This is a genomic window from Bradyrhizobium sp. AUGA SZCCT0176 (assembly GCF_018130145.1).
In the GTDB taxonomy this organism is placed as follows: Bacteria; Pseudomonadota; Alphaproteobacteria; order Rhizobiales; family Xanthobacteraceae; genus Bradyrhizobium.
Genome location: NZ_JAFCMB010000028.1, coordinates 20,479 through 46,020 on the forward strand (window position 1 = coordinate 20,479; position 25,542 = coordinate 46,020).

The 25,542-nt window shown below is 63.5% G+C and carries 32 protein-coding genes and 1 tRNA gene; 15 read left to right on the plus strand and 18 right to left on the minus strand.

The window, feature by feature from the left end:
• Positions 1 to 67: 67 nt before the first annotated feature.
• A complete protein-coding gene (locus JQ600_RS37320; protein WP_283814716.1) occupies positions 68 to 202 on the minus strand; it encodes a hypothetical protein in 135 nt (44 codons plus the stop codon).
• Between the two features lie 264 nt (positions 203 to 466).
• Between JQ600_RS37320 and JQ600_RS33535 the strand changes: the two genes are divergently transcribed.
• The 7 genes from JQ600_RS33535 (at position 467) to JQ600_RS33565 (ending at position 7,985) form a co-directional block, all read left to right on the plus strand.
• Positions 467 to 679: a hypothetical protein gene (locus JQ600_RS33535; RefSeq protein WP_212263598.1), complete on the plus strand. Its 213-nt coding sequence runs from the start codon at positions 467 to 469 to the stop codon at positions 677 to 679.
• A gap of 278 nt (positions 680 to 957) precedes the next feature.
• Positions 958 to 1,896, plus strand: a complete 939-nt coding sequence (locus tag JQ600_RS33540) for an ABC transporter permease (RefSeq protein WP_212263599.1) — start codon at positions 958 to 960, stop codon at positions 1,894 to 1,896.
• Positions 1,893 to 2,780: an ABC transporter permease gene (locus JQ600_RS33545; protein WP_211999958.1), complete on the plus strand. Its 888-nt coding sequence runs from the start codon at positions 1,893 to 1,895 to the stop codon at positions 2,778 to 2,780. The genes JQ600_RS33540 and JQ600_RS33545 overlap by 4 nt, the downstream gene beginning before the upstream one ends.
• Positions 2,777 to 4,339, plus strand: coding sequence for an ABC transporter substrate-binding protein (locus JQ600_RS33550; RefSeq protein WP_212388366.1), 1,563 nt, complete (start codon positions 2,777 to 2,779; stop codon positions 4,337 to 4,339). The genes JQ600_RS33545 and JQ600_RS33550 overlap by 4 nt, the downstream gene beginning before the upstream one ends.
• A gap of 24 nt (positions 4,340 to 4,363) precedes the next feature.
• Complete coding sequence (locus tag JQ600_RS33555; protein ID WP_212388364.1) at positions 4,364 to 5,932, plus strand: ABC transporter substrate-binding protein; 1,569 nt, start codon at positions 4,364 to 4,366, stop codon at positions 5,930 to 5,932.
• Positions 5,932 to 6,909: an ABC transporter ATP-binding protein gene (locus tag JQ600_RS33560; RefSeq protein WP_212490315.1), complete on the plus strand. Its 978-nt coding sequence runs from the start codon at positions 5,932 to 5,934 to the stop codon at positions 6,907 to 6,909. Before JQ600_RS33555 ends, JQ600_RS33560 begins: the two co-directional genes overlap by 1 nt.
• Entirely contained in the window at positions 6,906 to 7,985 is a 1,080-nt protein-coding gene (locus JQ600_RS33565) for an ABC transporter ATP-binding protein (RefSeq protein ID WP_212263604.1), read from the plus strand. The genes JQ600_RS33560 and JQ600_RS33565 overlap by 4 nt, the downstream gene beginning before the upstream one ends.
• A gap of 4 nt (positions 7,986 to 7,989) precedes the next feature.
• Here the strand turns inward: JQ600_RS33565 and JQ600_RS33570 are convergent, their stop codons facing one another.
• Positions 7,990 to 8,157 (minus strand): hypothetical protein, encoded by a 168-nt coding sequence (locus JQ600_RS33570; protein WP_212263605.1) that lies wholly within the window; start codon positions 8,155 to 8,157, stop codon positions 7,990 to 7,992.
• Between the two features lie 151 nt (positions 8,158 to 8,308).
• On the opposite strand from JQ600_RS33570, the gene JQ600_RS33575 reads away from it, so the two are divergent.
• From JQ600_RS33575 to JQ600_RS33595, 5 genes are all read left to right on the plus strand, one after another.
• Positions 8,309 to 8,482, plus strand: coding sequence for a hypothetical protein (locus JQ600_RS33575; RefSeq protein WP_212263606.1), 174 nt, complete (start codon positions 8,309 to 8,311; stop codon positions 8,480 to 8,482).
• A gap of 246 nt (positions 8,483 to 8,728) precedes the next feature.
• Positions 8,729 to 8,983 carry a GlsB/YeaQ/YmgE family stress response membrane protein gene (locus JQ600_RS33580; protein ID WP_192733557.1) on the plus strand — a complete coding sequence of 85 codons (255 nt, stop codon included), beginning with the start codon at positions 8,729 to 8,731 and terminating at the stop codon, positions 8,981 to 8,983.
• Between the two features lie 326 nt (positions 8,984 to 9,309).
• Positions 9,310 to 9,579, plus strand: a complete 270-nt coding sequence (locus JQ600_RS33585) for a hypothetical protein (protein WP_212263607.1) — start codon at positions 9,310 to 9,312, stop codon at positions 9,577 to 9,579.
• Between the two features lie 183 nt (positions 9,580 to 9,762).
• Positions 9,763 to 9,918, plus strand: coding sequence for a hypothetical protein (locus JQ600_RS33590; protein ID WP_192733559.1), 156 nt, complete (start codon positions 9,763 to 9,765; stop codon positions 9,916 to 9,918).
• 187 nt (positions 9,919 to 10,105) lie between these two features.
• On the plus strand, positions 10,106 to 10,258 hold the full coding sequence (locus JQ600_RS33595; RefSeq protein ID WP_212263608.1) for a hypothetical protein: 153 nt from the start codon (positions 10,106 to 10,108) through the stop codon (positions 10,256 to 10,258).
• 94 nt (positions 10,259 to 10,352) lie between these two features.
• On the opposite strand, the gene JQ600_RS33600 is transcribed toward JQ600_RS33595, so the two are convergent.
• Positions 10,353 to 10,730 carry a hypothetical protein gene (locus tag JQ600_RS33600; RefSeq protein WP_212263609.1) on the minus strand — a complete coding sequence of 126 codons (378 nt, stop codon included), beginning with the start codon at positions 10,728 to 10,730 and terminating at the stop codon, positions 10,353 to 10,355.
• Between the two features lie 27 nt (positions 10,731 to 10,757).
• Between JQ600_RS33600 and JQ600_RS33605 the strand changes: the two genes are divergently transcribed.
• Complete coding sequence (locus JQ600_RS33605; protein WP_212490316.1) at positions 10,758 to 10,964, plus strand: hypothetical protein; 207 nt, start codon at positions 10,758 to 10,760, stop codon at positions 10,962 to 10,964.
• 255 nt (positions 10,965 to 11,219) lie between these two features.
• On the opposite strand, the gene JQ600_RS33610 is transcribed toward JQ600_RS33605, so the two are convergent.
• From JQ600_RS33610 to JQ600_RS33640, 7 genes are all read right to left on the minus strand, one after another.
• Positions 11,220 to 11,297 (minus strand) — tRNA-Pro (locus tag JQ600_RS33610).
• Positions 11,298 to 11,495: 198 nt separating this feature from the next.
• Positions 11,496 to 12,065: a MerR family transcriptional regulator gene (locus tag JQ600_RS33615; RefSeq protein ID WP_212263611.1), complete on the minus strand. Its 570-nt coding sequence runs from the start codon at positions 12,063 to 12,065 to the stop codon at positions 11,496 to 11,498.
• Between the two features lie 112 nt (positions 12,066 to 12,177).
• Entirely contained in the window at positions 12,178 to 12,507 is a 330-nt protein-coding gene (locus tag JQ600_RS33620; protein WP_192734233.1) for an integration host factor subunit alpha, read from the minus strand.
• Between the two features lie 130 nt (positions 12,508 to 12,637).
• Positions 12,638 to 13,615 (minus strand): beta-ketoacyl-ACP synthase III, encoded by a 978-nt coding sequence (locus tag JQ600_RS33625; protein WP_212263612.1) that lies wholly within the window; start codon positions 13,613 to 13,615, stop codon positions 12,638 to 12,640.
• Positions 13,612 to 14,673 carry a phosphate acyltransferase PlsX gene (gene plsX / locus JQ600_RS33630; RefSeq protein WP_212263613.1) on the minus strand — a complete coding sequence of 354 codons (1,062 nt, stop codon included), beginning with the start codon at positions 14,671 to 14,673 and terminating at the stop codon, positions 13,612 to 13,614. Before plsX ends, JQ600_RS33625 begins: the two co-directional genes overlap by 4 nt.
• A gap of 302 nt (positions 14,674 to 14,975) precedes the next feature.
• Positions 14,976 to 15,563 carry a DUF177 domain-containing protein gene (locus JQ600_RS33635; RefSeq protein WP_212388362.1) on the minus strand — a complete coding sequence of 196 codons (588 nt, stop codon included), beginning with the start codon at positions 15,561 to 15,563 and terminating at the stop codon, positions 14,976 to 14,978.
• A 10-nt stretch (positions 15,564 to 15,573) separates the two neighbouring features.
• Positions 15,574 to 16,125 carry a ubiquinol-cytochrome C chaperone family protein gene (locus tag JQ600_RS33640; protein WP_212388360.1) on the minus strand — a complete coding sequence of 184 codons (552 nt, stop codon included), beginning with the start codon at positions 16,123 to 16,125 and terminating at the stop codon, positions 15,574 to 15,576.
• 152 nt (positions 16,126 to 16,277) lie between these two features.
• On the opposite strand from JQ600_RS33640, the gene JQ600_RS33645 reads away from it, so the two are divergent.
• Complete coding sequence (locus JQ600_RS33645) at positions 16,278 to 16,763, plus strand: outer membrane protein assembly factor BamE (protein WP_212388358.1); 486 nt, start codon at positions 16,278 to 16,280, stop codon at positions 16,761 to 16,763.
• Between the two features lie 239 nt (positions 16,764 to 17,002).
• Positions 17,003 to 18,007, plus strand: coding sequence for a tripartite tricarboxylate transporter substrate binding protein (locus JQ600_RS33650; protein WP_212263617.1), 1,005 nt, complete (start codon positions 17,003 to 17,005; stop codon positions 18,005 to 18,007).
• Positions 18,008 to 18,166: 159 nt separating this feature from the next.
• Here the strand turns inward: JQ600_RS33650 and JQ600_RS33655 are convergent, their stop codons facing one another.
• From JQ600_RS33655 to nrdR, 8 genes are all read right to left on the minus strand, one after another.
• A complete protein-coding gene (locus tag JQ600_RS33655; protein WP_212388356.1) occupies positions 18,167 to 20,287 on the minus strand; it encodes a sodium-translocating pyrophosphatase in 2,121 nt (706 codons plus the stop codon).
• A gap of 442 nt (positions 20,288 to 20,729) precedes the next feature.
• The gene (locus tag JQ600_RS33660) at positions 20,730 to 20,939 is read right to left on the minus strand and encodes a cold-shock protein (protein WP_192733570.1); all 210 of its coding nucleotides are present in this window, start codon (positions 20,937 to 20,939) and stop codon (positions 20,730 to 20,732) included.
• A 203-nt stretch (positions 20,940 to 21,142) separates the two neighbouring features.
• Entirely contained in the window at positions 21,143 to 22,135 is a 993-nt protein-coding gene (thiL, locus tag JQ600_RS33665) for a thiamine-phosphate kinase (RefSeq protein WP_212490317.1), read from the minus strand.
• Complete coding sequence (gene nusB / locus JQ600_RS33670; RefSeq protein WP_192733572.1) at positions 22,128 to 22,625, minus strand: transcription antitermination factor NusB; 498 nt, start codon at positions 22,623 to 22,625, stop codon at positions 22,128 to 22,130. Before nusB ends, thiL begins: the two co-directional genes overlap by 8 nt.
• 2 nt (positions 22,626 to 22,627) lie before the next feature.
• Positions 22,628 to 23,119: a 6,7-dimethyl-8-ribityllumazine synthase gene (ribH, locus tag JQ600_RS33675; RefSeq protein WP_212388352.1), complete on the minus strand. Its 492-nt coding sequence runs from the start codon at positions 23,117 to 23,119 to the stop codon at positions 22,628 to 22,630.
• Between the two features lie 173 nt (positions 23,120 to 23,292).
• Positions 23,293 to 23,901 carry a riboflavin synthase gene (locus tag JQ600_RS33680; protein ID WP_212388350.1) on the minus strand — a complete coding sequence of 203 codons (609 nt, stop codon included), beginning with the start codon at positions 23,899 to 23,901 and terminating at the stop codon, positions 23,293 to 23,295.
• Positions 23,902 to 25,053, minus strand: a complete 1,152-nt coding sequence (ribD, locus tag JQ600_RS33685; RefSeq protein ID WP_212388348.1) for a bifunctional diaminohydroxyphosphoribosylaminopyrimidine deaminase/5-amino-6-(5-phosphoribosylamino)uracil reductase RibD — start codon at positions 25,051 to 25,053, stop codon at positions 23,902 to 23,904.
• Positions 25,050 to 25,532, minus strand: coding sequence for a transcriptional regulator NrdR (gene nrdR / locus JQ600_RS33690; RefSeq protein ID WP_192733576.1), 483 nt, complete (start codon positions 25,530 to 25,532; stop codon positions 25,050 to 25,052). The genes ribD and nrdR overlap by 4 nt, the downstream gene beginning before the upstream one ends.
• Positions 25,533 to 25,542 lie beyond the last annotated feature (10 nt).

Here is a 25,542-nt window from a genome sequence, read left to right on the forward strand (position 1 = left end):
GCGGCACAAACATCTGAATCTTTGCACGAAAAAACCCCGACAGTTGATGCCGGGGCTATTCGCTCGCTTAGCGGGGCGGCTTCGGCGGACCAAAGGGGTTACGGGGCGGAAGGTGCGTGGGGCCGGTGCCCAGCCTGCCGCCGGTCACGATATCCAGCTGGTGCGTCGTCAGTTCGACCGGCTTGTCAGTCCTGCGTTCCATGGTGCGTCTCCCGCTGCTGTCCCGGTGCAACATTGCCTCGGTATGACCGGGACCATGACGGATCGGCGACGGCCGCGCTGTTCCCCAGGTGACAGCCGGACCGGAACGGAAGTGGCCTCAGCCTTTCTCTTGGCCCTTCCAGACCGTCGTCACTTGCAAGGGCTGACGGGCTTTCGCGTTTAACCATACTAAAACTCAGGGCGACGGCGGGAGTGCGCCTGTAGTATGTTTGCGGCTATTGGATTTATTAATTTTTGGTGCCTTATGAACGACGCGTATTTCAAGGAGCAGTCCCGGCGCGTCCGCGCGATTGCGGACAAGGCCGATCCCTTCACGAAAAAACGACTGCTTGCGCTCGCCGAAAGCTACGATGCGCGGATTGGACGGCCCTCAAAGGCAACGCGACAGCTGCCCTTCGTCGCGATCAATAATGAAAAACCCGCCGATCAGCGCGACGACGGCGAGACCGCGCGCTGATTGTGGCAACTTCCGCATAGCGATCGCCGCTCGCATATTCCGCGATAAGGCATTACGCCCGTACGCGACAAGGGAGCGCAGGCGGAAACGGTTCGGCAAAATGGGCGTGACGGCGCGCGCGGTGCATGCCAGTATCGGCAATAATCAAAGCGCGCGCACGTCGGACGAAGCGCCGCTGCCAGGGAGGGGACTGCAAAGCGTTCGCGTAAGCGGACGCGCTGCAAGCGTCTGCGTAAGCGGACGCGCCGTTTGTTGGCCTAACGGTCCGTTGGCGTCGCATGGGACAACAGATTGTCCATCGCCTGCTGATTTCGTTCCCCGCTTTGCTCGGGGTTCTCTTCCTCTGTTTTTGTCTGTTGCAGGTGGTGCCGGCTGATCCCGCAATGATCATCGCCGGTCCCGACGCCAAGGCCGAGACCATCGCGGCGATCAGGCTCGAGCTTGGCCTCGACCGCTCGATCCCGGTGCAGTTCTTCGAATACATCATGCGGGTTCTGCGCGGCGATCTCGGCCGCTCGATCATCTCCAACCGGATGGTGAGCGAGGAACTCGCGATGACGATCGGTCCAACGGTCGAACTGATGCTCGGCGCGATGCTGATCGCGGTGCCGAGCGGGCTTGCGTTTGGAACGCTGGCCGCCGTCAATCGCGGCCGCCTCGCCGACCGCATCATCATGGCCTGCTCGGTAGCCGGTGTTTCGATGCCGGTGTTCTTCATCGGCCTGATCCTGATCCAGTATGTCGGTTTCAAATGGGCGTTGCTGCCGTTCACCGGCCGCACCGGGCCGATCTGGGACGGCGGATTGCCGAGCCTGATCCTGCCCGCGACCACGCTCGGCCTCGTGCTGATCGGACCGATCGCGCGGCTGACGCGCACCGCCGTACTTGAAGTGCTGGGCGCCGATTTCGTGCGCACGGCGCGCGCCAAGGGGCTGCGCGAGACGGCGGTGATCGTCCATCACGCGCTGCGCAACGCCATGATCCCGGTCGTCACCCTGATCGGGCTGCAGGCGGCCTTCCTGCTCGGCGGCGCGGTGGTCACGGAAACGATGTTTTCCTGGCCCGGCGTCGGCCGGCTTGCGGTCGGCGCCATCGTCTCCAGCGATTTCCCGACCGCGCAGGGCGCGATCATGATCCTCGCCATCGCCTTCCTGTCGATCAACCTGATCGTCGACGTGCTCTACGTCTATCTCGATCCCAGGGTGGCGCGCCGATGAGCGTTCAGGCCCTCGAACCCGTCTTTGTCGCCGAGCCCGAAACCGGCGCGTTCGCCCGTGCCGGCGTGCTGCGGCGCCTCGCGCGCGACCGGGTCGCGGCCGGGGCGGCGTTGACGCTCACCACCATCGTCGCCGCGGCGGTGTTCGCGCCCTGGATCGCGCCCTACGACCCCTACTTCACCGACCTCACCAAGGTCATGCAACCGCCGGGCGCCGAGCACTGGTTCGGCACCGACAACACCGGCCGCGACGTGCTGAGCCGCGTCATCTTCGGCACCCGCGCCACGTTGATGCTCGGGCTGGTCGGCGTCATCATCGGCGGCCTGTTCGGCGGCGTGCTCGGCATTCTCGCCGCCTACTACAAGCGGCTCGACGGCTGGATCATGCGGCTGGTCGACGTGATGCTGGCGTTCCCCGCCATCCTGATCGGGCTCGCGGTCGCCGCGATTTTCGGCGCCGGCCTCACCGCCGTCGTGATCGCGCTGGTGGTCGCCACCGTGCCCGACGTCGCGCGGGTGGCGCGCGGGGCGGCGGTCGGCGTCATGGGACAGGAATTCATGGAAGCCGGCCGCGCGGTCGGCGTCACCGACGGCGCACTGATCTGGCGCTATCTGACGCTCAACTGCATCTCGACGATCTTCGTGTTCCTGACGCTTCGCTTCGGCCAGATCATCCTGATCGGCTCTGCGCTCGGCTTCCTCGGCATGGGCGCGCAACCCCCGACCGCCGAACTCGGCATGATGGCGGCCCAGGGGCGCGACTTCCTGTTCATGGCGCCGCACATCGCGACGATCCCAAGCTGCGCGATCTTCGTGATCGTGCTGGCGGCCAACCTTCTGGGCGACGCGTTCCGCGACGTCCTCGATCCGAGGCTGCAGACATGATCAGAACCGTTCTGGGTGTGGCATTGGCAATGGGCGTCGCGGGGGCCGCATCGGCCCAGACGCTGACCTTGATGAAGGGCATCGACGCGCCGCATTACGACGCGCAGCGCACCACCTGGGGTCCGACATCCGACATCGTCAACATGTTCCAGGACACGCTGGTGGCGCTCGACTGGGACGGCCGCACGCCGATCCCCTATCTCGCCAAGTCCTGGATCATCAGCGAGGACGGCCGGACCTATACGTTCAAGCTGCGCGACGACGTCTCGTTCTGCAGCGGCAAGAAATTCACCGCCGAGGACGTGATCTACAGCTTCAAGCGGCTGAAGGATCCCGCGATCAAGGGGCCGTACGCCTGGCGCGCCGGCAGCATCAAGGAGTTGCGCGCGCCTGATCCCCACACCGTCGAATACGAACTCGAGGAGCCCTACTCCGAGCTGCTGTTGCAGCTCACCATGTTCACCAACGTGATCCACAACAAGGAAAGCGTCGAGGCGCTGGGCAAGGACTACGGCATCAAGGGCGCCGACGGCACCGGGCCGTGGTGTTTCGATTCATGGCAGCCGCGCACCGAGATCGTGCTGAAGCGCCACGCCGCCTACAAATGGGGCCCGTCGATGTACCAGAACAAGGGCCCGGTGAAATTCGAGAAGCTGGTGGTCAAGATCGTGCCCGAGGAATCCAGCCGGGTTGCGGCGATGATGGCCGGCCAGTTCGACATCACCCACCAGTTTCCGCACCAGTTCATCACCCAGGCCAGGGCCGCCCCGATGCTCAACGTGAGCGAGGCGAAGCCCAATTTCCAGCTGCTCTATTTCGGTTTCAAGACCACGCGGCCGATGGTCGCCGACAAGCGCGTGCGCGAGGCCATGAGCATCGCCATCAACCGCGCCGAGATCGCCAAGGGCATTCTGCTCGGCAACGCCACGGCGGCCTTCACCATCGTCGACAAGGATGCGCTCGACCACGATCCGAAGACGGCCGGAATCGTCAAGGAAGACCTCGAACGCGCCAAGAAGCTGCTCGACGATTCGGGCTGGAAAGTCGGCGCCGACGGCGTGCGCGAAAAGGACGGCACCAAGCTGGCGCCGAAAGTGTACTACACCGCGAACGCCAACTCGGCCAAGGTCGCCGACGCGATCCAGGGATACTTGCGCAAGATTGGCGTCGACTGGCGGCTCAACCCGCAGGACTCGACCATCGCGGCGGCCAAGATGGCCGAGCAGGATTATGAAATCTGGTCGGTGACGGTGCCGTATCTGTCGGCCGGCGATCTCATGAACATCTACTTCGATTCACGCAACATCCCGACGCCGAACCGGATGAACTGGAAGGACGCCGAGACCGACGAGTGGCTGAAGCTCGGCCGCTCGGCGCTGACCGAGGCCGATCGCGCCAAACATTACGCGATGGTGCAGCAGAAGGTCATGCAGGAGCATCTGTGGATCCCGGTCCTCAACATCAACATGGACCAGGTCGCCAACAAGAAGATCAAGGGCGCGCGGCCGCACATGATCTACCAGAACACCTTCTACAAGGGGTTGGACGCGTCGCTATAGGCAAGCAACAACAAGGAGCAAACGATGCGCGGATTGTTCACGACGGCTGCGGTGCTGCTCGGAGTGGTGGGAGCCTCCCCGCTCGAGGCGCAGACCCTGAAGATGATGAAGTCGCTCGACGCGCCGCATTATGACGGCCAGCGCACCACCTGGTCGCCCTCCTCCGACATCGTCAACATGATTCAGGATACGCTGGTCGCGATGGACTGGGACGGCAGGACGGCGATCCCTTATCTGGCCAAGTCGTGGACCATCAGCGAGGATGGCAAGACCTACGTGTTCAAGCTGCGCGATGACGTGCAATTCTGCAGCGGCAAGAAATTCACCGCCGCCGACGTGATCTATTCCTTCAAGCGCCTGACCAGCACCGAACTGAAGGCTCCGCTGGCCTGGCGCGCCGGCAACATCAAGGAACTGCGCGCGCCTGATCCCTACACTGTCGAATACGAACTGAACGAGCCGTTCGCCGACTTGCTGCTCCAGCTCACGATGTTCACCACCGCGATCCACAACCAGGAGAGCGTGGAGGCGCTCGGCAAGGATTACGGCATCAAGGCGATCGACGGCACCGGTCCCTGGTGCTTCGAGAACTGGCAGCCGCGCACCGAAATCGTGCTCAAGCGCCACGACGCCTACAAATGGGGCCCGTCGATGTACCAGAACAAGGGCCCGGTGAAATTCGAAAAACTCAGCATCAAGATCGTGCCGGAGGATTCCAGCCGCGTCGCCGCGATGCTGGGCGGACAATTCGATGTCAGCCATCAGATCCCGCTGCAGTTCATCCAGCAGGTCAAGGCCGCCCCCACCCTCAGCGTGCAGGAGGCGCAGCCTAACTTCCAGCTGATGTATTACGGCTACAAGACCACGCGGCCGATGGTAGCCGACAAGCGCGTGCGCGAGGCGATGAACATCGCGATCAACCGCGCCGACATCGTCAAGGGCATCATGCTCGGCAATGCCGAACCGGCCTACACCTTCATCGACGACAAGGCACTCGACTTCGCCTCGTCCACCAAGGGCATCATCAAGGAGGACGTCGAACGCGCCAAAAGGCTGCTGGACGAAGCCGGCTGGAAGGTCGGCGCCGACGGCATCCGCGAGAAGGACGGCGTCAAGCTCGCGCCGAAGGTGCTGTTCACACAGGTCGCCTATTTCGGCCGGGTCTCCGAGGCGATCCAGGGCTACATGCGCAAGATCGGCATCGACTGGAAGATCGTCGGCTTCGACTCCACGATCGCGCCGGCCGAGATGGCCAAGCAGGACTACGAATTGTGGACGGTGACGTTCCCCTACATATCGGCGGGCGACCTCCTGAACTTCTACTTCGATTCGAAGAACATGCCGGCGCCGAACCGGATGAACTGGAACGACCCCAAGACCGACGAGTATTTGAAGATGGGCCGCGCGTCGCTGACCGACGCCGATCGCACCAAATACTACGCGTTGGCCCAGCAGCGGGTCACCGAGGAGCATCTGTGGATGCCGGTGATGAACATCGCGATGTACACGACGAGCCAGAAGAAACTGAAGGGCGTCCGTCCGCACATGCTCTATCAAAACACCTTCTACAAAGGCCTGGATTACTCGTTCTGATGGAAAACCTGCTCGAGGTCCGCGGCCTCAAGACCCATTTTGCCACCGACCGCGGCCTGTTTCGCGCCGTCGACGGCATCAGCTTCAACGTACCGCGCGGCCGTACCGTCGGTCTGGTCGGCGAATCCGGCTGCGGCAAGAGCGTGACGTCGCTCTCCGTGATGGGCCTGGTGGCGAGCCCGGGCAAGGTCGAGGCCGAGGCCGTCATGTTCGGCAATCGCGACGTGCTGAAACTGTCGGCTGACGAGCGGCGCCGGCTGCGCGGCGGCAAGATGTCGATGATCTTCCAGGAGCCGATGACCTCGCTGAACCCGGTCCACACCATCGGCCAGCAGATCGTCGAAGCGATACTCGCCCATACCCAGTTGTCGCCGCAGGCCGCGAAAGCGCGCGCCATCGAGATGCTGGAACTGGTGCGGATTCCATCAGCGAAGCAGCGCATCGACGACTTTCCGCATAATCTGTCGGGCGGCATGCGCCAGCGCGTCATGATCGCGATGGCGCTGTCCTGCGAGCCGGCGCTTCTGATCGCCGACGAGCCGACCACCGCGCTCGACGTCACCATCCAGGCCCAGATCCTCGATCTGCTCGGCGAATTGCAGCGCCGGCTCGGCATGGCGATCCTGATCATCACCCACGATCTCGGCGTGATCGCCGAGGTCGCCGACCAGGTGCTGGTGATGTACGCCGGACAGATCGTCGAAAGCGCTGATGTCGCCGATCTGTTTGCCGATCCGCAGCACCCCTACACGATCGGCCTGCTCGGTTCGATCCCGCGCCTCGACGTCGACCGTATCAGGCTCGCCACCATCGAAGGCACGGTGCCGAGCCCCAACAACCAGCCAAAGGGCTGCCGCTTCGCGCCGCGCTGCCCGTTCGCCGACCGGCGCTGCCGCGAGGCGCCGCCGCTGCTGCGCGAACTCGCGCCGGGTCACCTCGTCGCCTGCTGGAAGGCCCCGGTCGAGGTGGCGTCATGAGCGCGGTCCCGGTGCTGCAGGTCGACGGCCTGGTGAAGCATTTTCAGCTCAGCCGCGGCATCATCCTGCGCAGACAAGTGGGCCTTGTGCGCGCCGTCGAGGACGTCAGCTTCGAGATCGGCCGCGGCGAGACGCTGGCGCTGGTCGGCGAGTCCGGATGCGGCAAGTCGACGACCGGACGCCTGGTGCTGCGCCTGATGGACCCGACGGCGGGCTCGGTCCGCTTCAAGGGCGAGGAAATCGCCAATCTCGGCAAGGATGAACTGCGGCGGCTGCGCCGGCACATGCAGATCATCTTCCAGGACCCCTACGCCTCGCTCAATCCGCGCATGACCGTGGGCGAGATTTTGGCCGAACCGCTGCGGGTGCATGACATCGGCGATCCCGCCTCGCGCGAGACGCGGGTGAGCGAGCTTCTCGATATCGTCGGCCTGCTGCCCGAACATGCACGGCGCTATCCGCATCAGTTCTCCGGCGGGCAACGCCAGCGCATCGGGATTGCGCGGGCGCTGGCCGTCAATCCCGATCTGATCATCTGCGACGAGCCGGTATCGGCGCTCGACGTCTCGATCCAGGCGCAGATCGTCAACCTGCTGCAGAATTTGCAGCAGCGTTTTGGTCTCTCCTATCTGTTCATCGCGCATGATCTGGCGGTAGTAAAACACATCAGCGATCGCGTCGCGGTGATGTATCTCGGCAAGCTGGTCGAGATCGCTGACAAGAAGACGATCTACGCAAAGCCGCTGCACCCCTATACCCACGCACTGCTGTCAGCGATCCCGAAGCCGGACCCGAGCCTGCGCACCAAGCGCGTCATGTTGCAGGGCGACGTGCCGAGCCCGTTCAACCCGCCGTCCGGCTGCCGCTTCCATACCCGCTGCCTGCACGCCCAGCCGCGCTGCTCGGCGGAGGAGCCGAAGCTGCGCGAGGCCGCGCCCGGCCATCGCGTGGCCTGTCATTTCTTCGAGACGATCCAGGCCCCTGTCATCGTCGCGCGCGCCGGCGCTGCGAACGGAAAGTTCGCCGAACGGCTGGCCGCCTTTGAGGCGGCCAAGCACGCGCGAACGCCGGCCTGACGTATCAGCAGGCCAATATGGGCGAGGCCTTGTCGTAATGCTTGATAAACACAAACGGGCTGGGCGTGGCTTTTCCCTTGCCGCCGCTGACATTGGCGAGCTCGCGATCAGACAGCGCGTCGGCCTGACGGTCCCGCTCGCATGATTCAGCGCGATTGATGATGGTGCTCATGGTGACGGCTCCCTTTCGATCGAGGTCGGATCATTGCTGATGAAGGGGATTTAGCCGCCCGGCCGTCGCCGTCGCTGTGACATCAATCACAGTCCCTAACCTTTCACCGGGGTCAGGATGGTTTGGCATCATCCAGCCACCGGAGCGCATCATGACCGCATTTCAGACACAGCCGAACGTCGACCAACGGGCCGCCGCGACCACCGAACTTTGCGCGACCGAACTGGATGCGGTGATTGGCGGCACGTCCTGGTTTGAAGTCCTGAGCAATATTTTCAAAGCGCAGAACGAGACGCGCAAATCCATCGCCGAGAACATTCGGTAAGAAGTTGTTGCGGTGCGATTGACCGAACCGGAGCCAGCTACTGGTTGACAAGCCAACGAGAGCGGATCGTAATACTACCTAAGATCGATCAACGGGGCGAACGGCAGCGCTGGCGCAATGCCAAGCGGTCCGGCTCCCAAAGCGTCGCTCCCAAAGCGTCTTGGCTTCCTGAACGTCTTGCTTCCTGAACGTGTTGGCTTCGAGGGCAGCGACCGCGGGATACCGCGGCGCTCAGCAATGGGGAGGATGGTCGTGATTGAATCTCTCATCGTCTGGCTGATCATCGGCGCGATCGCAGGCTGGCTGGCCGGGCAGATCGTCAAGGGCTATGGCCTCGGCCTGGTCGGCAACATCGTGGTTGGCATCGTCGGCGCCGTGATCGCCGGCTGGCTGTTGCCGATGATCGGGTTTGTCCTGGTCGGAGGCTATCTGGCCGCGATCGTCAACGCCGTCATTGGCGCGGTGATCCTCCTGATCATTGTCGGCTTCTTCAAGAAGTAGTCCGTTCAAGAACCAGCTTCGGCCGTTCGCAACGATGCGGAAGATCTTGTGCGCCGCGGCAACGCTGTTGAAAGAGGCGGCCCCAGCACGGGGGGAGAGCTGAGGCCGCCTTTTGCCGAACGCGACGGGGCTGGTTCGCGTCCGGACGTGCCCGACTAAGCTCCCCGGCAATAATTTGTTCCCAACAGACGGCGGCGGCAAAAATTTCGGGGGCATCAGCCGGGAACCAACGGCGACGCCGCGGATTATGAGTTTCGTGGTGGGGTGCCCATCATCATCTTGCGGCTGGGGGGCCGTTTTCCAGTGACCGAGGAGCTCGACGACGAATGGATGGTGCCGAAGTACCAGTGAGTTTTGATGTTCCTGCCATCATCCGCAAATGGCCGTCGCTTCACAACGCCCGCCGCCTCGACAGCTCCGGCCCCTATATGGTGTTCGAGGGCACGCTCGATGAGTGCATGAGGGAATTCATGGCCAAGCCTGAATCGACCCGGCACCTGTACGAGATTCTGACAGCGCCGCAGCCGCCAATGATCCCCGAGGTCCTGTCCGCCGAGCACGTCGCCGAGCTGGTGCGGCTGCGCGAATTTCTTTAGCAGAAGCGGGCTCACCGGCGTTGCCGGCAAGCTGGCGCGCGCCTTAGGCCAGAAAATTCATTAACCAGCTAGCGCTATGGTTCGGGCAATCGCGGACGGCTCCCAAGGCCCCGCGAGACGTAAACGCGTAGGGAAACCCACCGCCTCAACCCGGTGGGTTTTTCCGTGGGAAGGCCGCCGCCAATGTCATTATCATCAGCCAAGAATTATGCGCTGCGCGCCGAACGCTGTCAGGACGCCAAGGAAGCCGCCGACCTTCTGGCAAAGGCGATCCTGGAATTGGCGGCATCGATCGAAGCCACCGACGCAAAAGTGAAGAAGATGAACAAGTCGGGCTGAGATTCCGCCTCCCACCCGGCGGCCCCCTGCTCGCCTTTCAGAACCTCGGCGCAGGATATCCCGCTTTCGTGAATCCGGGCCCGCAATCGGGCACGCCGGTTCCACGCGGGTTCCGCGTTTACGTTAAAATCACATCATCGACCAAGCCGAATAGCCCGGTGCTAAATGATTTCTTAACGAGGGGATCATGATCAACGGACGCAAAAACGCTGTCGTCGGACTGACCACGATTTTCACTTTTGTGATCGTCGAACTGGCCGTGGTCGTTTGCGCGGTCGGATTGGTGCTCGAATTGGTGTTCGACGTGGACGTTCCGCTTCTTGCTTTCAACGACGAGTGAAGGCGGAGGACGGCGCCCTCATCTGTATTTCGACGGTGACCCCCTTCCGCGATTGAGATGGTGGTCGTGCTGCCAAAGGTCCTTCAGTAAGCCATCATCGAAACCGGTTGGCGATCTGTAGCGTGCCCCACGATCCAACCACTGTGAGGATCGCCATACCTGCCAACAAGATGTACAGCAGAGGGTGCTGCGAGGACGCGAGCGACCCTTCCACGTGCAGCTGCGGAAGTATCATTTCCATGGCCATGCCAACGAAGATGGCGGCTACGAAGCCGCCAATGACCGAGGCGACGATATTCACGATCCATCCAAGCGCGCCGCGCTTCTTTAACCAGGCCTCGTAAATCCCCACGGCGAGCATGGTGAGAAAAAGGATCAGCATGATGGTCAGCGGACCGCCCACGCTTGACGCAGTGCCGATGAGGCCTTGCAGTATCATAGCCAGTACGGCGAGCAGTGCGATCGTCTTCATCGCGCAAGAGCCTCCCACGGTTCTTCAGTGACCCAGCAAAAAGAGCGTGAAGCCAATCGCGATAAAGCCGAAACCGACAAGGGCTTCCACGGCAGCTCTTCCCACTCGAAGAATTTGGGTATGGCGTGGCCGGTGGCAACGAAGAGGGTTTCCGCAATCACACTGAGCGCGCTTCCAAGCATTCCGATTGGTCGCACCAGACTCGCTGTGGTTCAACTGCCGCCGATTTCATGACGCGCGCGCCGGCGGAGCCACCGAGGCCGAGGAATCCGGCGCGACGGTCAAGATGATCCAGGGCGCGCTGACCCACCAAGGAGAGCACGACGCTGCGTTATATTCGCCGTCGCTCCGAGAAGATCACCGGCGCCGTTGCGGATCTGCGCAGCGCCAAACGTGCCGCCGATAATGAAGGCAGAACAGGGTAAGAACCGCGTTTCAGAATCACGCCAGAATCGCTTTGGGGAAAGGTAGGGGAATCAATCAGTTAGATGGTCGGAGCGAGAGGATTTGAACCTCCGACCCCTAGTCTCCCAGACTAGTGCGCTAACCGGGCTGCGCCACGCTCCGATGCCGTTCCATTAGCTGCGATCGGCGCCCTGCGCAAGGCGCGCGATCCGACCCGCAAACGAGCCGGATCGGCCCCGAACCACCCGCCTGGTCTTTTGTTTTGACGCGTTTTCTTCACGCGAACCTGGGTCCATCCCGCATCAAGTGCGGGACAGGCTTTCACTCGAAAACGCTCTGGCGCCGGTTCCGGCCCTGCCCTCAGCCGTCCTTCAGCGCGTTATCCAGCAATTGCCGGCAGGCCACCAGGTCCTGCAGCACGCGTTCGAGGCGTTCGCGGTCGGGGCCGCCTACCGGGCCGGGCACGGCAGCCGCCTTGCCCTTGCCAAAGGGGGCGAGGATACCGTCCTCATCGGTATCGACGAAGCGGTAGTCGATTTCCGTGGCTTCGCCCTCGTAATCGTCGTCATCGGATCCGGCGAGCGCACCTGCGCCCTCTTCCGGCTCCTGCAGGCTGAGGCCGATCGCCTCCTCGACCGCGCCGAACGAGACGGCGGAGTTCTGGTCGCTAAGACCCTGCACCGATTTGATGCCGTGTTCTTTCAGGATCCGCTGCACGCCGCGGATGGTGTAGCCCTCGCCGTACAGCAGGCGGCGGATGCCCTTGAGCAGGTCGACGTCGTCGGGGCGGTAATAGCGCCGCCCGCCGCTTCGTTTCATCGGCTTGATCTGGGTGAATCGCGTTTCCCAAAATCGCAGCACGTGCTGGGGAATGTCGAGATCGTCCGCGACCTCGCTGATGGTACGGAACGCATCCGGCGCCTTGTCCAAATGCTTAGCTCCTCTCAGCTCAAGAGAATGAAGAGAAACTCTAAACGCTTAACCTGACTATCTTCACGCGTTTTGTTGACGCGAACCGGTATCGGCTTCACTCACAAAGGCTTCAATCGTCCTTGGCGTCGCCGTTCGTCACCGCGTGACCATTGATGCGCTGCTTCAAAATGGCCGACGGCTTGAACACCATCACGCGTCGCGGAGAGATTGGTACTTCGGTGCCGGTCTTCGGGTTACGTCCGATCCGTTGACCCTTCTTGCGCACCATGAACGAGCCGAACGACGACAGCTTCACCGTCTCGCCCTTCTCAAGACAATCGGTGATCTCTTTCAAAACGAGTTCGACGAACGCAGACGACTCCGTTCGCGACAAGCCCACCTTCTGGTAGACCGCCTCGCACAAATCGACGCGTGTGACTGTTTTTCCTGTCCCGGTCATCGCCTGCCCCGCACTCTCGGCGAACAATTTATTCTCTGAAATTATGAGGTTAGCACGCAATGGTCAACAGCGACCATCATGCACACGCATGAAACAGCGCAACCACTTTGTCGGGTATTTTACTTATACCTCACCAGCGGACGAGCGCGGAACCCCAGGTGAAGCCGCCACCCATCGCTTCCAGCAGCACCAGATCGCCCTTCTTGACGCGTCCGTCCTTGACGGCGACGTTGAGCGCCAGCGGGATCGACGCCGCCGACGTATTGCCGTGCAGGTCGACGGTCAGAACCACCTTCTGCGGCGCAATATGCAGCTTGTGCGCTGAAGCATCGATGATTCGCTTGTTGGCCTGATGCGGAACGAACCAGTCGATCTCCTCGGCGGAAGCCCCGGTGGCGTTGAAGGCATCGACGATCACATCGGTGATCATGCCGACCGCGTGCTTGAAGACTTCGCGGCCCTCCATGCGGAGGTGGCCGACGGTCTGGGTCGAAGACGGCCCGCCATCGACAAATAGCTTTGACTTATGGCGTCCGTCGGAACGCAGATGCGTCGTCAGTATACCACGGTCGGTCGGCTTGCCGGGCTGGTCCTGGGCCTCGAGCACGACGGCGCCGGCGCCGTCGCCGAACAGCACGCAGGTACCGCGATCGCTCCAGTCGAGAATGCGCGAGAACGTCTCCGCACCGATCACCAGCGCCCGCTTGTGCGAGCCGGAGCGCAGGAAATTGTCGGCGGTCGCCAGCGCAAAGACGAAGCCGGAGCAGACCGCCTGCAGGTCGAAGGCGACGCCATGATTGATGCCCAGCGCGTGCTGGACCGCGACCGCGGTCGCCGGAAAGGTGTTGTCCGGCGTCGAGGTCGCCAGCACGATCAGATCGATCTGCTGCGCGTCGACGCCGGCATGGTCGAGCGCGGCGCGCGCGGCATTGATCGCCAAATGCGAGGTGAACTCGCCGTCTGCGGCGATGTGGCGCTGCCGGATACCGGTGCGCTGCACGATCCACTCGTCCGAGGTATCGATCCGGGCCGCCAGTTCGGCATTGGTCAGGACCTTCCGCGGCAGATAAGAGCCGCAGCCTAGCACGACCGAACGTTTAGCAGTCACGAGACAGCCTCCTGCGCGGTTTGCGCTTGAGCCAGCGCACTGCCGTCGCGATTAAGCATCTGATTGATCTTGGTGAGGAGATCGCAGCGGACCATCTCATAGCCAACATCGACCGCGTAAGCAAAGCCTTCGGCGTTGGTTCCACCATGGCTTTTGACCACCACGCCCTTGAGGCCGAGCAGCACGCCGCCGTTGGATTTGTTGGGGTCGAGCTTGTGCCGCAGCGCCTTGAAGGCGTTGCGGGCGAACAAATAGCCGATCCGGGAGCGCCAGCTCGACGCCATGGCGCTGCGCAGGAACTCCGACATCTGGCGCGCGGTTCCCTCGGCGGCCTTCAGCGCGATGTTGCCGGAAAAGCCTTCGGTCACGATCACGTCCGCCGCACCGCTGCCGATGCCGTCGCCCTCGACGAAGCCGATATAATCGAGTTCGGGCAGGTTCATCGCGCGCAGCTGCTCGGAGGCGGCGCGAATCTCCTCGCCGCCCTTCACTTCCTCGGTGCCGATATTGAGCAGGCCGACGGTCGGGCGCGGCTTGCCGAACAGCACGCTCGCCATCGCGCCGCCCATCACCGCCAGCGCCACGAGGTGATGATGGTCGCCGCCGATGCTGGCGCCGAGGTCGAGCACGACGGACTCACCGCGGCTGGTCGGCCACACGCCGGCGATGGCCGGGCGGTCGATCCCCGGCATGGTGTGCAAATGAAAACGCGCCATCGCCATCAGCGCGCCGGTATTGCCGGCCGATACGGCGACGTCGGCCTTGCCCTCTTTCACCGCGTCGATCGCAAACCACATCGACGACTTCTTGCGGCCGCGGCGCAGGGCCTGGCTCGGCTTGTCGTGCATGGCGACGGTGACGTCGGTATGGGTCACACGCGAGGCCTTCTTCAAAGCCGGATACTTGGCGAGCTCCGCCTCGATCAGCGCGCTGTCGCCGTACAGCAGAAACTCGATGTCGGGATGCCGGGCCAATGCCCTTGCAGCGCCGGGGATGATGACCGATGCGCCGACATCGCCACCCATGGCGTCAAGCGCGATTCGAACCTTTTGAGGCATGAACGTCCCGGAAACCTGATCTCTTGCAGCCCTGTTAGAGCCCGGCCGCGCGCTGGAAGCATCCGCCGATAGCGGTGCTCGGCGGAGCGCATCGCTATCGCCCCCGCCGGGCCGCGACAATAGCGTGTCCCCGTTCTGACACAACCTCTTGACCACGGTCTTTGGGGAATGGGACCCAGCACCGCCCGCAATCGGGAATACAGCGTAATATTAGCAAACTCAACAGCTTATGCAAGATTCCTGATGAGGCATCATAGCCACATCGAGTGAAATCCTGCTTCACCGGCCACTTTAAGTGTCGGTTACTTGTCTTTGGGCTTCTTTGCGCCCGACTTTTTTGGCGTGACCTTCAGCGCCTTGAGCGCCGCAAATGGGTGATCCTCGGGATCAGGGGCTTCGACCAACGGTTCAAAAACCGCGTCCGGTTTGCGCGGATATGGATCGACCGCGAGATACAGCGCGTCGGTCGCAAGCCGGCCGAGATCGATGATGCCGTTGTCGATCGGCTCCGGCGGATCGGGCGTGTCCTCGTCGCTCTCTTCAGCCTCGTCGACCAGTGCAGCCATCTCCGGAATCTGGTCCGGCGGCGCGAAGATCACATCGATCGGCTCGTCAATATCGCTCTCCATCTCCTCCAGCGTCACCACGCAGGTCTGCCCGATCCGGGCCCGCACGCGCCCCTCGACCTGAAAGCGGCCGCCGCTTTTGGGCGTCACATCGAACGAGGCCTGCAGCATAAGCACCTCGCGCAGGCTTCCCATCTCCGCCACCGCAACACGCGTGGCCTGATCGGCCTCGAGGTCGCGATGCAGACCCGTGTCCGGGACTTTCTCCACCGCGACGGGAACGCGCCACGGGTCCGGCTTCTCGATCATGGCACTCCTGGTCATCGCCGTTTGCTCATGCTTGTGCGCCGGCTTGCTCCGGCGAAGGAAACTTGAAAGTGCCGCCGGCCAGCGCCGCCTCGTCCTGCCGGTCGAGCGCCGCCATGACAGCCTCGGCATAGGCTGCGAGCTGGCGCGCCTTTTCGATGTTCTCACCGTTGAGGACGTTCTTGCACAGCGCCTGCGCCAGGGCCTCGCGGCTCTCGGTCAGCGCCAGATCATAGGCCGCGGTGCGGCCATAGAAGGCCTCGCCGAAGGCCTGCATCTTTTTCGGCACTTTGAGGTCGCTGACGCCCAGTTCGCGCAGATTATCGTCCATATCATTGCAAAAATGGTCGAACAGCGCCTGCGACAGCGCCTTGCCCGCCGGGACCGATTTGAGCCGCCGCAATACCAGCCACAAATGCATCAGAAGCAGGTCAAAACGGCCGTTAACCGTGTCCGGGACCGCCAAGTCCCGATAAAACAACGGTTCTCGCGCCTGCGTCACGATCATGCCATAGATGGCTTCAATGGTGCCGCGCGGGGCGGACCGGGGTTTCCTGAAGTGATTGAACGGCCAAAGCATTGTGGGTTCCGCATGCGAGCCCCAAAGGTTTCCGCCATGAAGGTTTCAGCCTTCAGGGTTTCAGCTTCGGGCGCCCGCGCATGTTGCAATCCTGCGTGCTGCCCGGTACGTCAACGCCTCGCGCGATGCAAGGGGACGGGATCGATTCCGGAATGACCGAGACGGGCCACTCACGCTCATGCGCGCCCTCGCCGCGCCGCCTGACGGCGCGCTGGCGCGGTTTTCGCGGCTTTGCGGCCGTGGCACTGCTCTGCGCCGCACTCGGCGGCTGCACCGGCGAGCAATTCCAGAAGGGCTATATCCTGCCCCCCGGCGCGCTCGAACAAATCCCGATCGGCGCCAGCCAGGACCAGGTGCTGATTGTGATGGGCACGCCCTCCACCGTCGCGACCCTAAACGGCGAGGTGTTCTACTACATTTCGCAGCGCTCCGAGCGGAAGGTCGCCTTCATGAACCAGCAGGTCGTCGACCAGCGGGTGATCGCGATCTATTTCGACAAGAATCGTCAGGTGCAGCGGCTTGCCAATTACGGGCTGCAGGACGGCAAGATCTTCGACTTCATCAGCCGCACCACGCCGACCTCAGGCCAGGAGCTCAGCTACCTGACGCCGCTGTTCAAGCTGCTCAGCTTTAACTGATACCCTCGTGTCCTGGACGCGGTGCAGCACCCTCGTGCTGCTCCGCAGAGCCGGGACTCATCTGAACAATGCGTAGACCCCGGATCAGCAGCGCACCACGCCACAAGGGTGGCGCGCTGCGCAGCATCCGGGGAACGATATCGAACAGCTTACAGCCCTGCGCCAAGTCGCCCGCTTGCCCTGAGCGTGCGCGCTGCCTACGGTCGCCTGCAAAACAACAACCCCGCAGGGAGTGACCAGTGACCAGCCGATTTTTTTCCCGCCGCCATATTCTGACCGGAGCCGCCGCGCTCTCCACTGCGGCCATTCTGCCGCGCAGCAGCCTGGGCGCCGACTGGCGGCCCACCGAAACCGTCCGCCTGATCGTGCCGGCCGCGCCGGGAGGCACCACGGACGTGATGGGACGCTTGCTGGCGGCTCATTTGCAGAAGGCGTGGGGCCAGTCCGCGGTGGTGGAGAACCGCTCCGGCGGCGGCGGCACCATCGGCACCGCTGAAGTCGTCCGCCAGAAGGGCGACGGGCACACCATCCTGGTCGGCAATCCCGGCCCCAACGCCATCGCCTACAGCATCTTCCGGAATATGACCTACAAGGCCGACCAGTTGCAGCCGGTCTCCAACCTGATCCGGATTCCCAACATCATCTCGGCGCACCCCTCGGTGCCGGTCAAGTCGATCGGGGACATGGTGGCCTATATCAAGGCCAATCCGGACAAGCTGACTTATGGTTCCTCAGGTATCGGGCAGAGCCCTCACCTCACCATGGCCTGGCTGCTGCAGCTCACCGGACTGAAGATGGTGCATGTGCCGTTCCGCGGCGCCGGGCCGGCGCTGCAGGCGGCGCTGGCCGGCGACATCCAGATCCTGTCGGACAATCTCTTTCCGACGCTGCCGCAGGTCATGGACGGCAAGCTCAACGCGCTGGCGGTGACGACGCCGGAGCGCAGTCCGTCAGGGCCGAACATTCCTACCGTGCGCGAGACCGGGCCGGAGCTGGCAAAATTCGATGTCTCGTCCTGGTTCGGCATCTTCCTGCCCAAGGCCTGCCCTCCTCCCGTCGTCGATGCCCTCAACAAGGAAATCAAGGTGTTCCTGGAGCGCGACGACATCAAGGAAAGCATGGCCAAGATCGGGGCACGCACCGATTACGGCACGCCGCAGCAATTTTCCGATTTCACCCAGGCGGAAACCGCGAAGTTCGGCGCCATCATCAAGCAGGAAGGCCTACAGATGGACGCGGGCTGAGGGGCGTAACTCCCGTAGCCCGGATGAGCGCATGCGACATCCGGGGTATCGCGCGAGGGGTCCCGGATTTCGCTTGCGCTCATCCGGGCTACGAACTTCCAAAGAAAAACCCCGCGGCTCGCACCGCGGGGTTTTTCGTTTGATCGGGCTTCTCGCCGCTCAGTGCGCCAGGATCGCCAGCAGCAACAGCGCCACGATGTTGGTGATCTTGATCATCGGGTTGACGGCGGGGCCGGCCGTATCCTTGTAGGGATCGCCGACGGTGTCGCCGGTTACCGCCGCCTTGTGCGCGTCGGAGCCCTTGCCGCCGTAATGGCCGTCCTCGATGTACTTCTTGGCGTTGTCCCAGGCGCCGCCGCCCGAGGTCATCGAGATCGCGACGAACAGGCCGGTCACGATCACGCCGAGCAGCATGGCGCCGACGGCCGAGAACGCCGCCGACTTGCCGGCCGCGCCGCCGCCCGCGATCGCAAAGATCACGAAGTAGACGAAGATCGGCGACAGCACCGGCAGCAGCGACGGGATGATCATTTCCTTGATCGCCGCCTTGGTCAAAAGGTCGACCGCGCGGCCGTAATCCGGCTTGTCGGTGCCCTGCATGATACCCGGCTTTTCGCGGAACTGACGCCGCACTTCCTCGACGATCGCGCTGGCCGCACGGCCAACGGCCGTCATGCCCATCGCGCCGAACAGATACGGCAGCAGGCCGCCGAACAGCAGGCCGACCACGACGTAGGGGTTGTTCAGCGAGAAGTCGGGCAGCACGCCCTGGAAGTACGGATACTTCGCGGCGTTGGCGATGAAGAATTTGAGGTCTTCATTGTAAGCCGCGAACAGCACCAGCGCGCCGAGACCGGCCGAGCCGATCGCGTAACCCTTGGTGACCGCCTTGGTGGTGTTGCCGACCGCGTCGAGCGCGTCGGTCGACTTGCGGACTTCCTTCGGCAGACCGGCCATTTCGGCGATGCCGCCTGCGTTGTCGGTGACGGGACCGAAGGCGTCGAGCGCCACGATCATGCCGGCCAGCGCCAACATGGTGGTGGTCGCGATCGCGATGCCGAACAGGCCGGCAAGGCTGTAGGTCACGAGGATGCCGGCGATGATGACCAGCGCCGGGCCGGCGGTGGATTCCATCGAGATCGCGAGGCCCTGGATCACGTTGGTGCCGTGACCGGTGACCGACGACGCCGCGATCGACTTGACCGGGCGATAATCGGTGCCGGTGTAGTATTCGGTGATCACGATGATCAGCCCGGTAACGACAAGACCGACGACGCCGCATTGGAACAGCGCCATGCCGGTGTATTTCACACCCGCCAGCGGACCGAAGCCGATCAACCAGTAGATGACGCCGGCAACGCCGACGAGCGACAGGACACCGGTCGCGATCAGGCCCTTGTAGAGCGCCCCCATGATCGACTGGCTGGCGCCGAGCTTGACGAAGAAGGTACCGGCGATCGAGGTGAGGATGCAGATGCCGCCGATGGCGAGCGGCAGCGTCATCATGTTCACCAGCAGCGGCGAGGTCGCGAAGAAGATCGCAGCCAGCACCATGGTGGCGACCGCGGTCACCGCATAGGTCTCGAACAGGTCGGCGGCCATGCCGGCGCAGTCACCGACGTTGTCGCCGACGTTGTCGGCGATGGTGGCGGGATTGCGCGGATCATCCTCGGGAATGCCTGCCTCAACCTTGCCGACGAGATCGCCGCCGACGTCCGCACCCTTGGTGAAGATGCCGCCGCCGAGACGGGCGAAGATCGAGATCAGCGAGGCGCCGAAGCCGAGTGCGACCAGCGCGTCGACCACGACGCGGTCGTTGGCCTTCAGGCCCAGCATCTGGGTCAGATAGGCAAAGTAGATGGTGACGCCGAGCAGTGCGAGACCAGCCACCAGCATGCCGGTGATCGCACCGGCCTTGAAGGCAAGCTCAAGTCCGCCGGCCAGCGAGGTAGTCGCGGCCTGCGCGGTACGCACGTTGGCGCGAACCGAAACGTTCATGCCGATGAAGCCGGCGGCGCCCGACAGCACCGCGCCGATCAGGAAGCCGACCGCAACCAGCATGCCGAGGAAATAAGCCAGCAGCGCGAAGATCACGACGCCGACCATGCCGATCGTCATGTACTGGCGCTTCAGATAGGCCTGTGCGCCCTCGGCCACCGCGGCTGCGATCTCCTGCATGCGCGGATTGCCGGCGTCCGCCTTCATCACGGATGCCGTCGCCCAGATCGCGTAAACAATCGAAAGCGCTCCGCAGAGCACAATCATCCATAATGCTGTCATTGAATTTGCCTCAGACCTTGATGTTCCCCCGCCACACCGCGAGCGCGGCAAGCGCATAAAAAGGAGGCCTTCCCCGCCCAGAAGGGTGGCCCCTCAAATCGCCGGGACCTTGCCAAAATCGTTTCCCCGGCGCAACGCCGCGGAGGCCAGAAACCGTCTATTTTTGAAAGGAATCCCCGGGAACGACGGCCGGTGCCGAGGCCTGGCTGGCGGCTGGACCGTCCGGCGGAAAATCCGAGGCCTGTCAGGCGCCCGCGGGGCGGACCTTCGAATCGTCTGCCGACAGCGATCCTGCGGGTGCAGCAAGCCCAAATATCGACCAAGAAATATATGGGCCTGAAACTACTCGGCCTGAAAATACATGGGCCCGCCCAATCCTCGAAGGGATTGAGCGGGCCCGCGATCCATTTCAGTACATCCGTGAAACGACCGTTTCGAGGCCTTAGGCCAGCGACAGGTTCTCTGCGCTTACCTTGCCCCGCATCTTGTCGGTCTTGAGTTCGAACTCGACCTTCTGACCTTCGGCCAGACCGGTCAGGCCGGCGCGCTCAACGGCGCTGATGTGAACAAACACATCCTTGCTGCCGTCGGTCGGCTGAATGAATCCAAAACCCTTTTGACCGTTGAACCACTTCACAGTTCCCGTAGCCATTTTCTATTCTCCAAAGCACGTAGGCTTTCATTCCGCACGGCGATCGCGCGGATTCAAATCCAATCGACGATGTCTCTGGAAGATGCCCTAACAGGCGCGTTCAAAAAGGCACGGCGGCAATCGAATGCGCGCACAACTATAGATTTTCCGGGAAATTGCAATGGCCGGCTGCAAATAAAGGCCCGCAGGCGGCGCTGCGACGCTCAAAAATGGCTGTAAGCGCGCCGTTTCAGCACGATTTCACCGCCCTGCCCGTCGAGGAATATTGGCGCACCATTTCCAGCGACCACGGTTCCGATGGAACTCACCGCCACGCCGGCGCCCTGCGCAGCTTGCAGGAACGCATCGACGCGGTCTTCCGCCACCGTGCACAGGATTTCGTAATCGTCGCCTCCGGCGATCAATGTTTCGATTCCGACGATGCCACGCGACACCAGATCGCGCGCGGTATCCGACAGCGGAATCGATTCCAGATCGATCGCAGCGGAAACGCCGGACACGCCGCAGAGCTTGGTGAGATCGCCGGCGAGCCCATCGGACACGTCCATCGCCGCTCCGGCATGGTCGCGAACGATTTCCGCGAGCACTACGCGCGGCTGCGGTACCCGATAACGCCCGATCAGCAGATCGCGCGCGGCGATATCGCTGACCGCGGCATGGACCTTTCCGCCGCCGAGCACGGCAAGCCCGAGCGCGGCATCGCCGATCGTGCCGGTCACCAGCACCCGGTCGCCAGGCTTGGCGCCGCTGCGATGGACCATTTTGCCTGACGGCACGCGCCCGAACGCGGTGATTGAGACCATCAGCGGCCCTGATGTCGACACCGTATCGCCGCCCAGCAGCGGACAGCCGAATTGCGCCGCGTCCTCGCCGAGCGCGGCCGCGAACGGTTTGAGCCAGGCTTCGTCGGTATCGCGGAGCGCCAGCGTCAGCACAAAACCGGCCGGCACCGCGCCCTTGGCGGCGAGATCCGAGAGATTCACCCGCAACGCCTTGCGCGCAACGGTATCAGGCGGATCGTCGGGAAGGAAATGCACGCCTTCGACGATGGCGTCCGTCGTCACCACGATGTCGTCGCCATCAGGCTTCAGGGCCGCGGCGTCGTCGTCGAGATTGAAGGCGCCAGGGTCGGTCGCGATCGGCCTGAAATAGCGCGCGATCAGCGAGTCTTCGCCGGACGCGGGCGCGCTAGCCACGCGCGAACTCGTCGGCGCGGAATTGCCGCGCGATCTGGTCCAGCACCGCGTTCACCATGCCGGTCTCGTCCTTTTCGACAAAGGCGTGCGCGACATCGACATATTCGGACACGACCACGCGGCCGGGCACGTCCTTGCGATGCTCCAGTTCATAGGACCCTGCCCGCAGCACCGCGCGCAAAATCGCGTCGATCCGCTTCAAGGGCCAGCCCTTCGACAGCGCGTCGTCGATCAGCGGATCGAGTTTTGCCTGATCCCGCACCACGCCCGAGACGACGTCGCGGAAAAACGCGGCTTCAGCCGGCAGATATTTGTCGCCCTCGACTTCGTTGCCGAGCCAGTGGCTCTCGAACTCGGCGAAGATGTCGTTGATCCCGGCGCCGCCAATGTCCATCTGGTACAGCGCCTGCACGGCGGCGAGCCGCGCCGCACCGCGCCGGTTGGCTTTCTTGTCCGGACTTTTCGGAGCGGGCTTCTTGCTGTCTGCCATCGTCAGGCCTTTGCCAGCCGGCGTTTGATCCGCAGCATCGCGAGCGCCGCGCGGGCGGCGTCGCCGCCCTTGTTGAGTTCACTGGCGCGCGCCCTCGCCCAGGCCTGCGCCTCGGTGTTGACGGTGATGATGCCGTTGCCAAGCGGGAACTTTCTGGCGACGGCAAGGTCCATCAGCGCGCGCGAGGATTCTATCGAGACGATCTCGAAATGAATGGTGTCGCCCCGCACCACGCAGCCGAGCGCAATTGCCGCATCATACGGCTTGCCGTTCTTCTCGGCGGCATCGATCGCGATCGCGATCGCGGCCGGGATTTCGAGCGCACCCGGTACGGTGATGACGTCATGCGTCACGCCGGCGGCCTTGAGTTCGGTGACCGCGCCTTCCAGCAGCGCATCCTGGATGTCGTCATAGAACCGTGCCTCGACGATCAGCGCGCGCGCGCCTGTGATGTCGGTCTGGTCCTTCAGCGGTGCGCGCCGTGCGTCTGCCATTACATCTCTTCCGTCTTGATCGGTGCCCTCACCCTGAGGAGCGGCCGCTTGGCCGCGTCTCGAAGGGCCGGGATATTTCGGGCCTCATGGTTCGAGACGGCGCAAGCGCCTCCTCACCATGAGGGTTTGGCTGGCGTTTTAGGCTCAGCGGCGGCCAAAGCCAAGCTGCGCCGTCACTTCATTTCCGACAGCCGCGCCGCGTAGCGGGCCATCAAGTCGACCTCGATATTGACTTCGCTACCCGCTTTCCAACTGCCCAGCGTCGTGACGCTGAGCGTGTGGGGAATGATCAGCACCGAAAACACGACGTCTTCGACCGTATTCACGGTCAGCGACACGCCATCCAGCGTGATCGAGCCCTTGACGGCAATGAAGCGCGCCAGTTCCCGCGTGGTGCGCAGCTCGAACCTGGCCATATCGGGCAGATCGTCGCGCTTGACGATAGAGGCGATGCCGTCGGCATGGCCGGCCACGATGTGACCGCCGAGTTCGTCACCGATCTTCAGCGCGCGCTCGAGATTGAGTTTTGTCCCCTTGGCCCAATGCTTCGCCGTGGTCATGCCGAGCGTTTCGGCCGCGGCATCGACATCGAACCAGGCCTTTCCGTCCTCGACGCCGGAGCCGACGACGGTAAGGCAGACGCCGTTGCAGGCGATCGAGGCGCCATCGGCGATGGTCTTCTGGTCATAGCGGCATGCGATCCGCAAGCGGTGCAACTGCCCCTGCGCCGTTGGCGTCAGGCTGGCGATCTCGCCGATATCGGTGACTATTCCGGTAAACATTTAAGCGCGCTCGTAGATCGTGAGAGTATCTTGGCCGACGCTTTCGCTAGCACGGACTCTTAGCGCGGGCGACCCGGTGAGAGCCGACAGCGGCAATGCGTCCAGCGCGGGAATGCCGCCCGCGCCGACCGCCTCGGGTCCGCGCAGCAGCCAGACCTCGTCGACCAGCCCCGCCGATACAAAGGACGACGCGACGCGCGCCCCGCCCTCGACCATCAGCCGCGAAATGCCCTTGTCGGACAGCGCACGCAGCACCGCCGGCAGATCCAGCCCCGGCGGCGTGCTTGACGCGGCGACGCGGATCACCTGCGCCCCGGCAGCGCCGAGCTTCATGGCGGCCGGCGCTTCGGCGAGATCCGACGTCATGACCCAGAGCGCCGTCTCGCGCGCGGTCTGCACCAGACGGCTGGTGCCGGGAATCCGCAAGCTCCGATCCAGCACCACCCGTACCGGCGATAAATGCTCCATTCCCGGCAGCCGGCAGGTCAGCACCGGATCATCGGCCAGCACGGTGCCGATCCCAACCAGGATCGCATCGCATTGCGCGCGCAGCAGATGCACGCGCGTCCTTGCGGCCTCGCCCGTGATGGCGACCGGCTTGCGGCCGGCGGCGCCGATCCTGTCGTCGGCGGAGACCGCCAGCTTGAGGATCACATGCGGGCGCTTGTCGCGGATGCGGCGGAAATGCCCGGCATGGTCGTATGCTGCTTCCGCGGAATTCAGGCCGACATCGACGATAATCCCGGCGGCGCGCAATTTGGCGTGGCCCTGCCCCGCCACTTCCGGATTGGGATCCTCGATCGCCGACACCACGCGGGCAATGCCCGACGCGATCACGGCGTCGACGCAAGGCGGCGATTTGCCGAAATGCGAGCACGGCTCCAGCGTCACATAGAGCGTGGCGCCGCGCGCGGCTTCACCGGCGCGCAGAAGCGCGTCCGGCTCGGCATGCGGCCGGCCGCCGGGCTGGGTCCAGCCGCGCCCGACAATGACACCGTCCTTGACGATAACAGCACCGACGGCGGGGTTCGGCCAGGTGCGCCCCTGCCCGCGCCGGCCGAGCGCAAGCGCGAGTTGCATGAAGCGCGCGTCCGCGGCTTTGGACTCTCTGGATTTCTGCGCGTACTGGTCTTCCAGAATGCGGAAGATCATTTGCGCAACGCGGTGACCCGTGCGTCTTCCTCGCCGGACAGCTCACCGAGCACGGCTTCAAAGTCCTTGGCCTCGCGAAAGTTGCGATAGACCGAGGCAAAACGCACATAGGCGACGTCATCGAGCTGGCGCAGATGCTCCATCACGATCTCGCCGATCGCCTCCGAGGAAACCTCCGCCTCGCCGCCGCTTTCGAGCTCGCGCACGATGGCGGAGACCATCTTCTCGACGCGCTCCGGATCGACCGGGCGCTTGCGCAAGGAGATCTGCAGCGAGCGCACCAGCTTGTCGCGGTCGAACGGCACGCGGCGGCCGTTGCGCTTGATCACGGTCAGTTCGCGCAGTTGCACCCGCTCGAAGGTCGTGAAGCGGAAATTGCAGGCGATACAGACCCGCCGCCGCCGGATCACGGCGGAATCCTCGGTGGGGCGCGAATCCTTCACCTGCGTATCGAGACTGTTGCAGCTGGGGCAGCGCATCCCACGAATC

What these genes read in the sequence shown, in the direction of transcription:
- JQ600_RS37320 (WP_283814716.1), bottom strand. Translation starts at nt 202, where the DNA reads ATGGAACGCAGGACTGACAAGCCGGTCGAACTGACGACGCACCAGCTG.
- JQ600_RS33535 (WP_212263598.1), top strand. Translation starts at nt 467, where the DNA reads ATGAACGACGCGTATTTCAAGGAGCAGTCCCGGCGCGTCCGCGCGATT.
- JQ600_RS33540 (WP_212263599.1), top strand. Translation starts at nt 958, where the DNA reads ATGGGACAACAGATTGTCCATCGCCTGCTGATTTCGTTCCCCGCTTTG.
- JQ600_RS33545 (WP_211999958.1), top strand. Translation starts at nt 1,893, where the DNA reads ATGAGCGTTCAGGCCCTCGAACCCGTCTTTGTCGCCGAGCCCGAAACC.
- JQ600_RS33550 (WP_212388366.1), top strand. Translation starts at nt 2,777, where the DNA reads ATGATCAGAACCGTTCTGGGTGTGGCATTGGCAATGGGCGTCGCGGGG.
- JQ600_RS33555 (WP_212388364.1), top strand. Translation starts at nt 4,364, where the DNA reads ATGCGCGGATTGTTCACGACGGCTGCGGTGCTGCTCGGAGTGGTGGGA.
- JQ600_RS33560 (WP_212490315.1), top strand. Translation starts at nt 5,932, where the DNA reads ATGGAAAACCTGCTCGAGGTCCGCGGCCTCAAGACCCATTTTGCCACC.
- JQ600_RS33565 (WP_212263604.1), top strand. Translation starts at nt 6,906, where the DNA reads ATGAGCGCGGTCCCGGTGCTGCAGGTCGACGGCCTGGTGAAGCATTTT.
- JQ600_RS33570 (WP_212263605.1), bottom strand. Translation starts at nt 8,157, where the DNA reads ATGAGCACCATCATCAATCGCGCTGAATCATGCGAGCGGGACCGTCAG.
- JQ600_RS33575 (WP_212263606.1), top strand. Translation starts at nt 8,309, where the DNA reads ATGACCGCATTTCAGACACAGCCGAACGTCGACCAACGGGCCGCCGCG.
- JQ600_RS33580 (WP_192733557.1), top strand. Translation starts at nt 8,729, where the DNA reads ATGGTCGTGATTGAATCTCTCATCGTCTGGCTGATCATCGGCGCGATC.
- JQ600_RS33585 (WP_212263607.1), top strand. Translation starts at nt 9,310, where the DNA reads ATGGATGGTGCCGAAGTACCAGTGAGTTTTGATGTTCCTGCCATCATC.
- JQ600_RS33590 (WP_192733559.1), top strand. Translation starts at nt 9,763, where the DNA reads ATGTCATTATCATCAGCCAAGAATTATGCGCTGCGCGCCGAACGCTGT.
- JQ600_RS33595 (WP_212263608.1), top strand. Translation starts at nt 10,106, where the DNA reads ATGATCAACGGACGCAAAAACGCTGTCGTCGGACTGACCACGATTTTC.
- JQ600_RS33600 (WP_212263609.1), bottom strand. Translation starts at nt 10,730, where the DNA reads ATGAAGACGATCGCACTGCTCGCCGTACTGGCTATGATACTGCAAGGC.
- JQ600_RS33620 (WP_192734233.1), bottom strand. Translation starts at nt 12,507, where the DNA reads ATGACCGGGACAGGAAAAACAGTCACACGCGTCGATTTGTGCGAGGCG.
- plsX (WP_212263613.1), bottom strand. Translation starts at nt 14,673, where the DNA reads ATGCCTCAAAAGGTTCGAATCGCGCTTGACGCCATGGGTGGCGATGTC.
- JQ600_RS33635 (WP_212388362.1), bottom strand. Translation starts at nt 15,563, where the DNA reads ATGACCAGGAGTGCCATGATCGAGAAGCCGGACCCGTGGCGCGTTCCC.
- JQ600_RS33640 (WP_212388360.1), bottom strand. Translation starts at nt 16,125, where the DNA reads ATGCTTTGGCCGTTCAATCACTTCAGGAAACCCCGGTCCGCCCCGCGC.
- JQ600_RS33645 (WP_212388358.1), top strand. Translation starts at nt 16,278, where the DNA reads ATGACCGAGACGGGCCACTCACGCTCATGCGCGCCCTCGCCGCGCCGC.
- JQ600_RS33655 (WP_212388356.1), bottom strand. Translation starts at nt 20,287, where the DNA reads ATGACAGCATTATGGATGATTGTGCTCTGCGGAGCGCTTTCGATTGTT.
- JQ600_RS33660 (WP_192733570.1), bottom strand. Translation starts at nt 20,939, where the DNA reads ATGGCTACGGGAACTGTGAAGTGGTTCAACGGTCAAAAGGGTTTTGGA.
- nusB (WP_192733572.1), bottom strand. Translation starts at nt 22,625, where the DNA reads ATGGCAGACAGCAAGAAGCCCGCTCCGAAAAGTCCGGACAAGAAAGCC.
- ribH (WP_212388352.1), bottom strand. Translation starts at nt 23,119, where the DNA reads ATGGCAGACGCACGGCGCGCACCGCTGAAGGACCAGACCGACATCACA.
- JQ600_RS33680 (WP_212388350.1), bottom strand. Translation starts at nt 23,901, where the DNA reads ATGTTTACCGGAATAGTCACCGATATCGGCGAGATCGCCAGCCTGACG.
- ribD (WP_212388348.1), bottom strand. Translation starts at nt 25,053, where the DNA reads ATGATCTTCCGCATTCTGGAAGACCAGTACGCGCAGAAATCCAGAGAG.
- nrdR (WP_192733576.1), bottom strand. Translation starts at nt 25,532, where the DNA reads ATGCGCTGCCCCAGCTGCAACAGTCTCGATACGCAGGTGAAGGATTCG.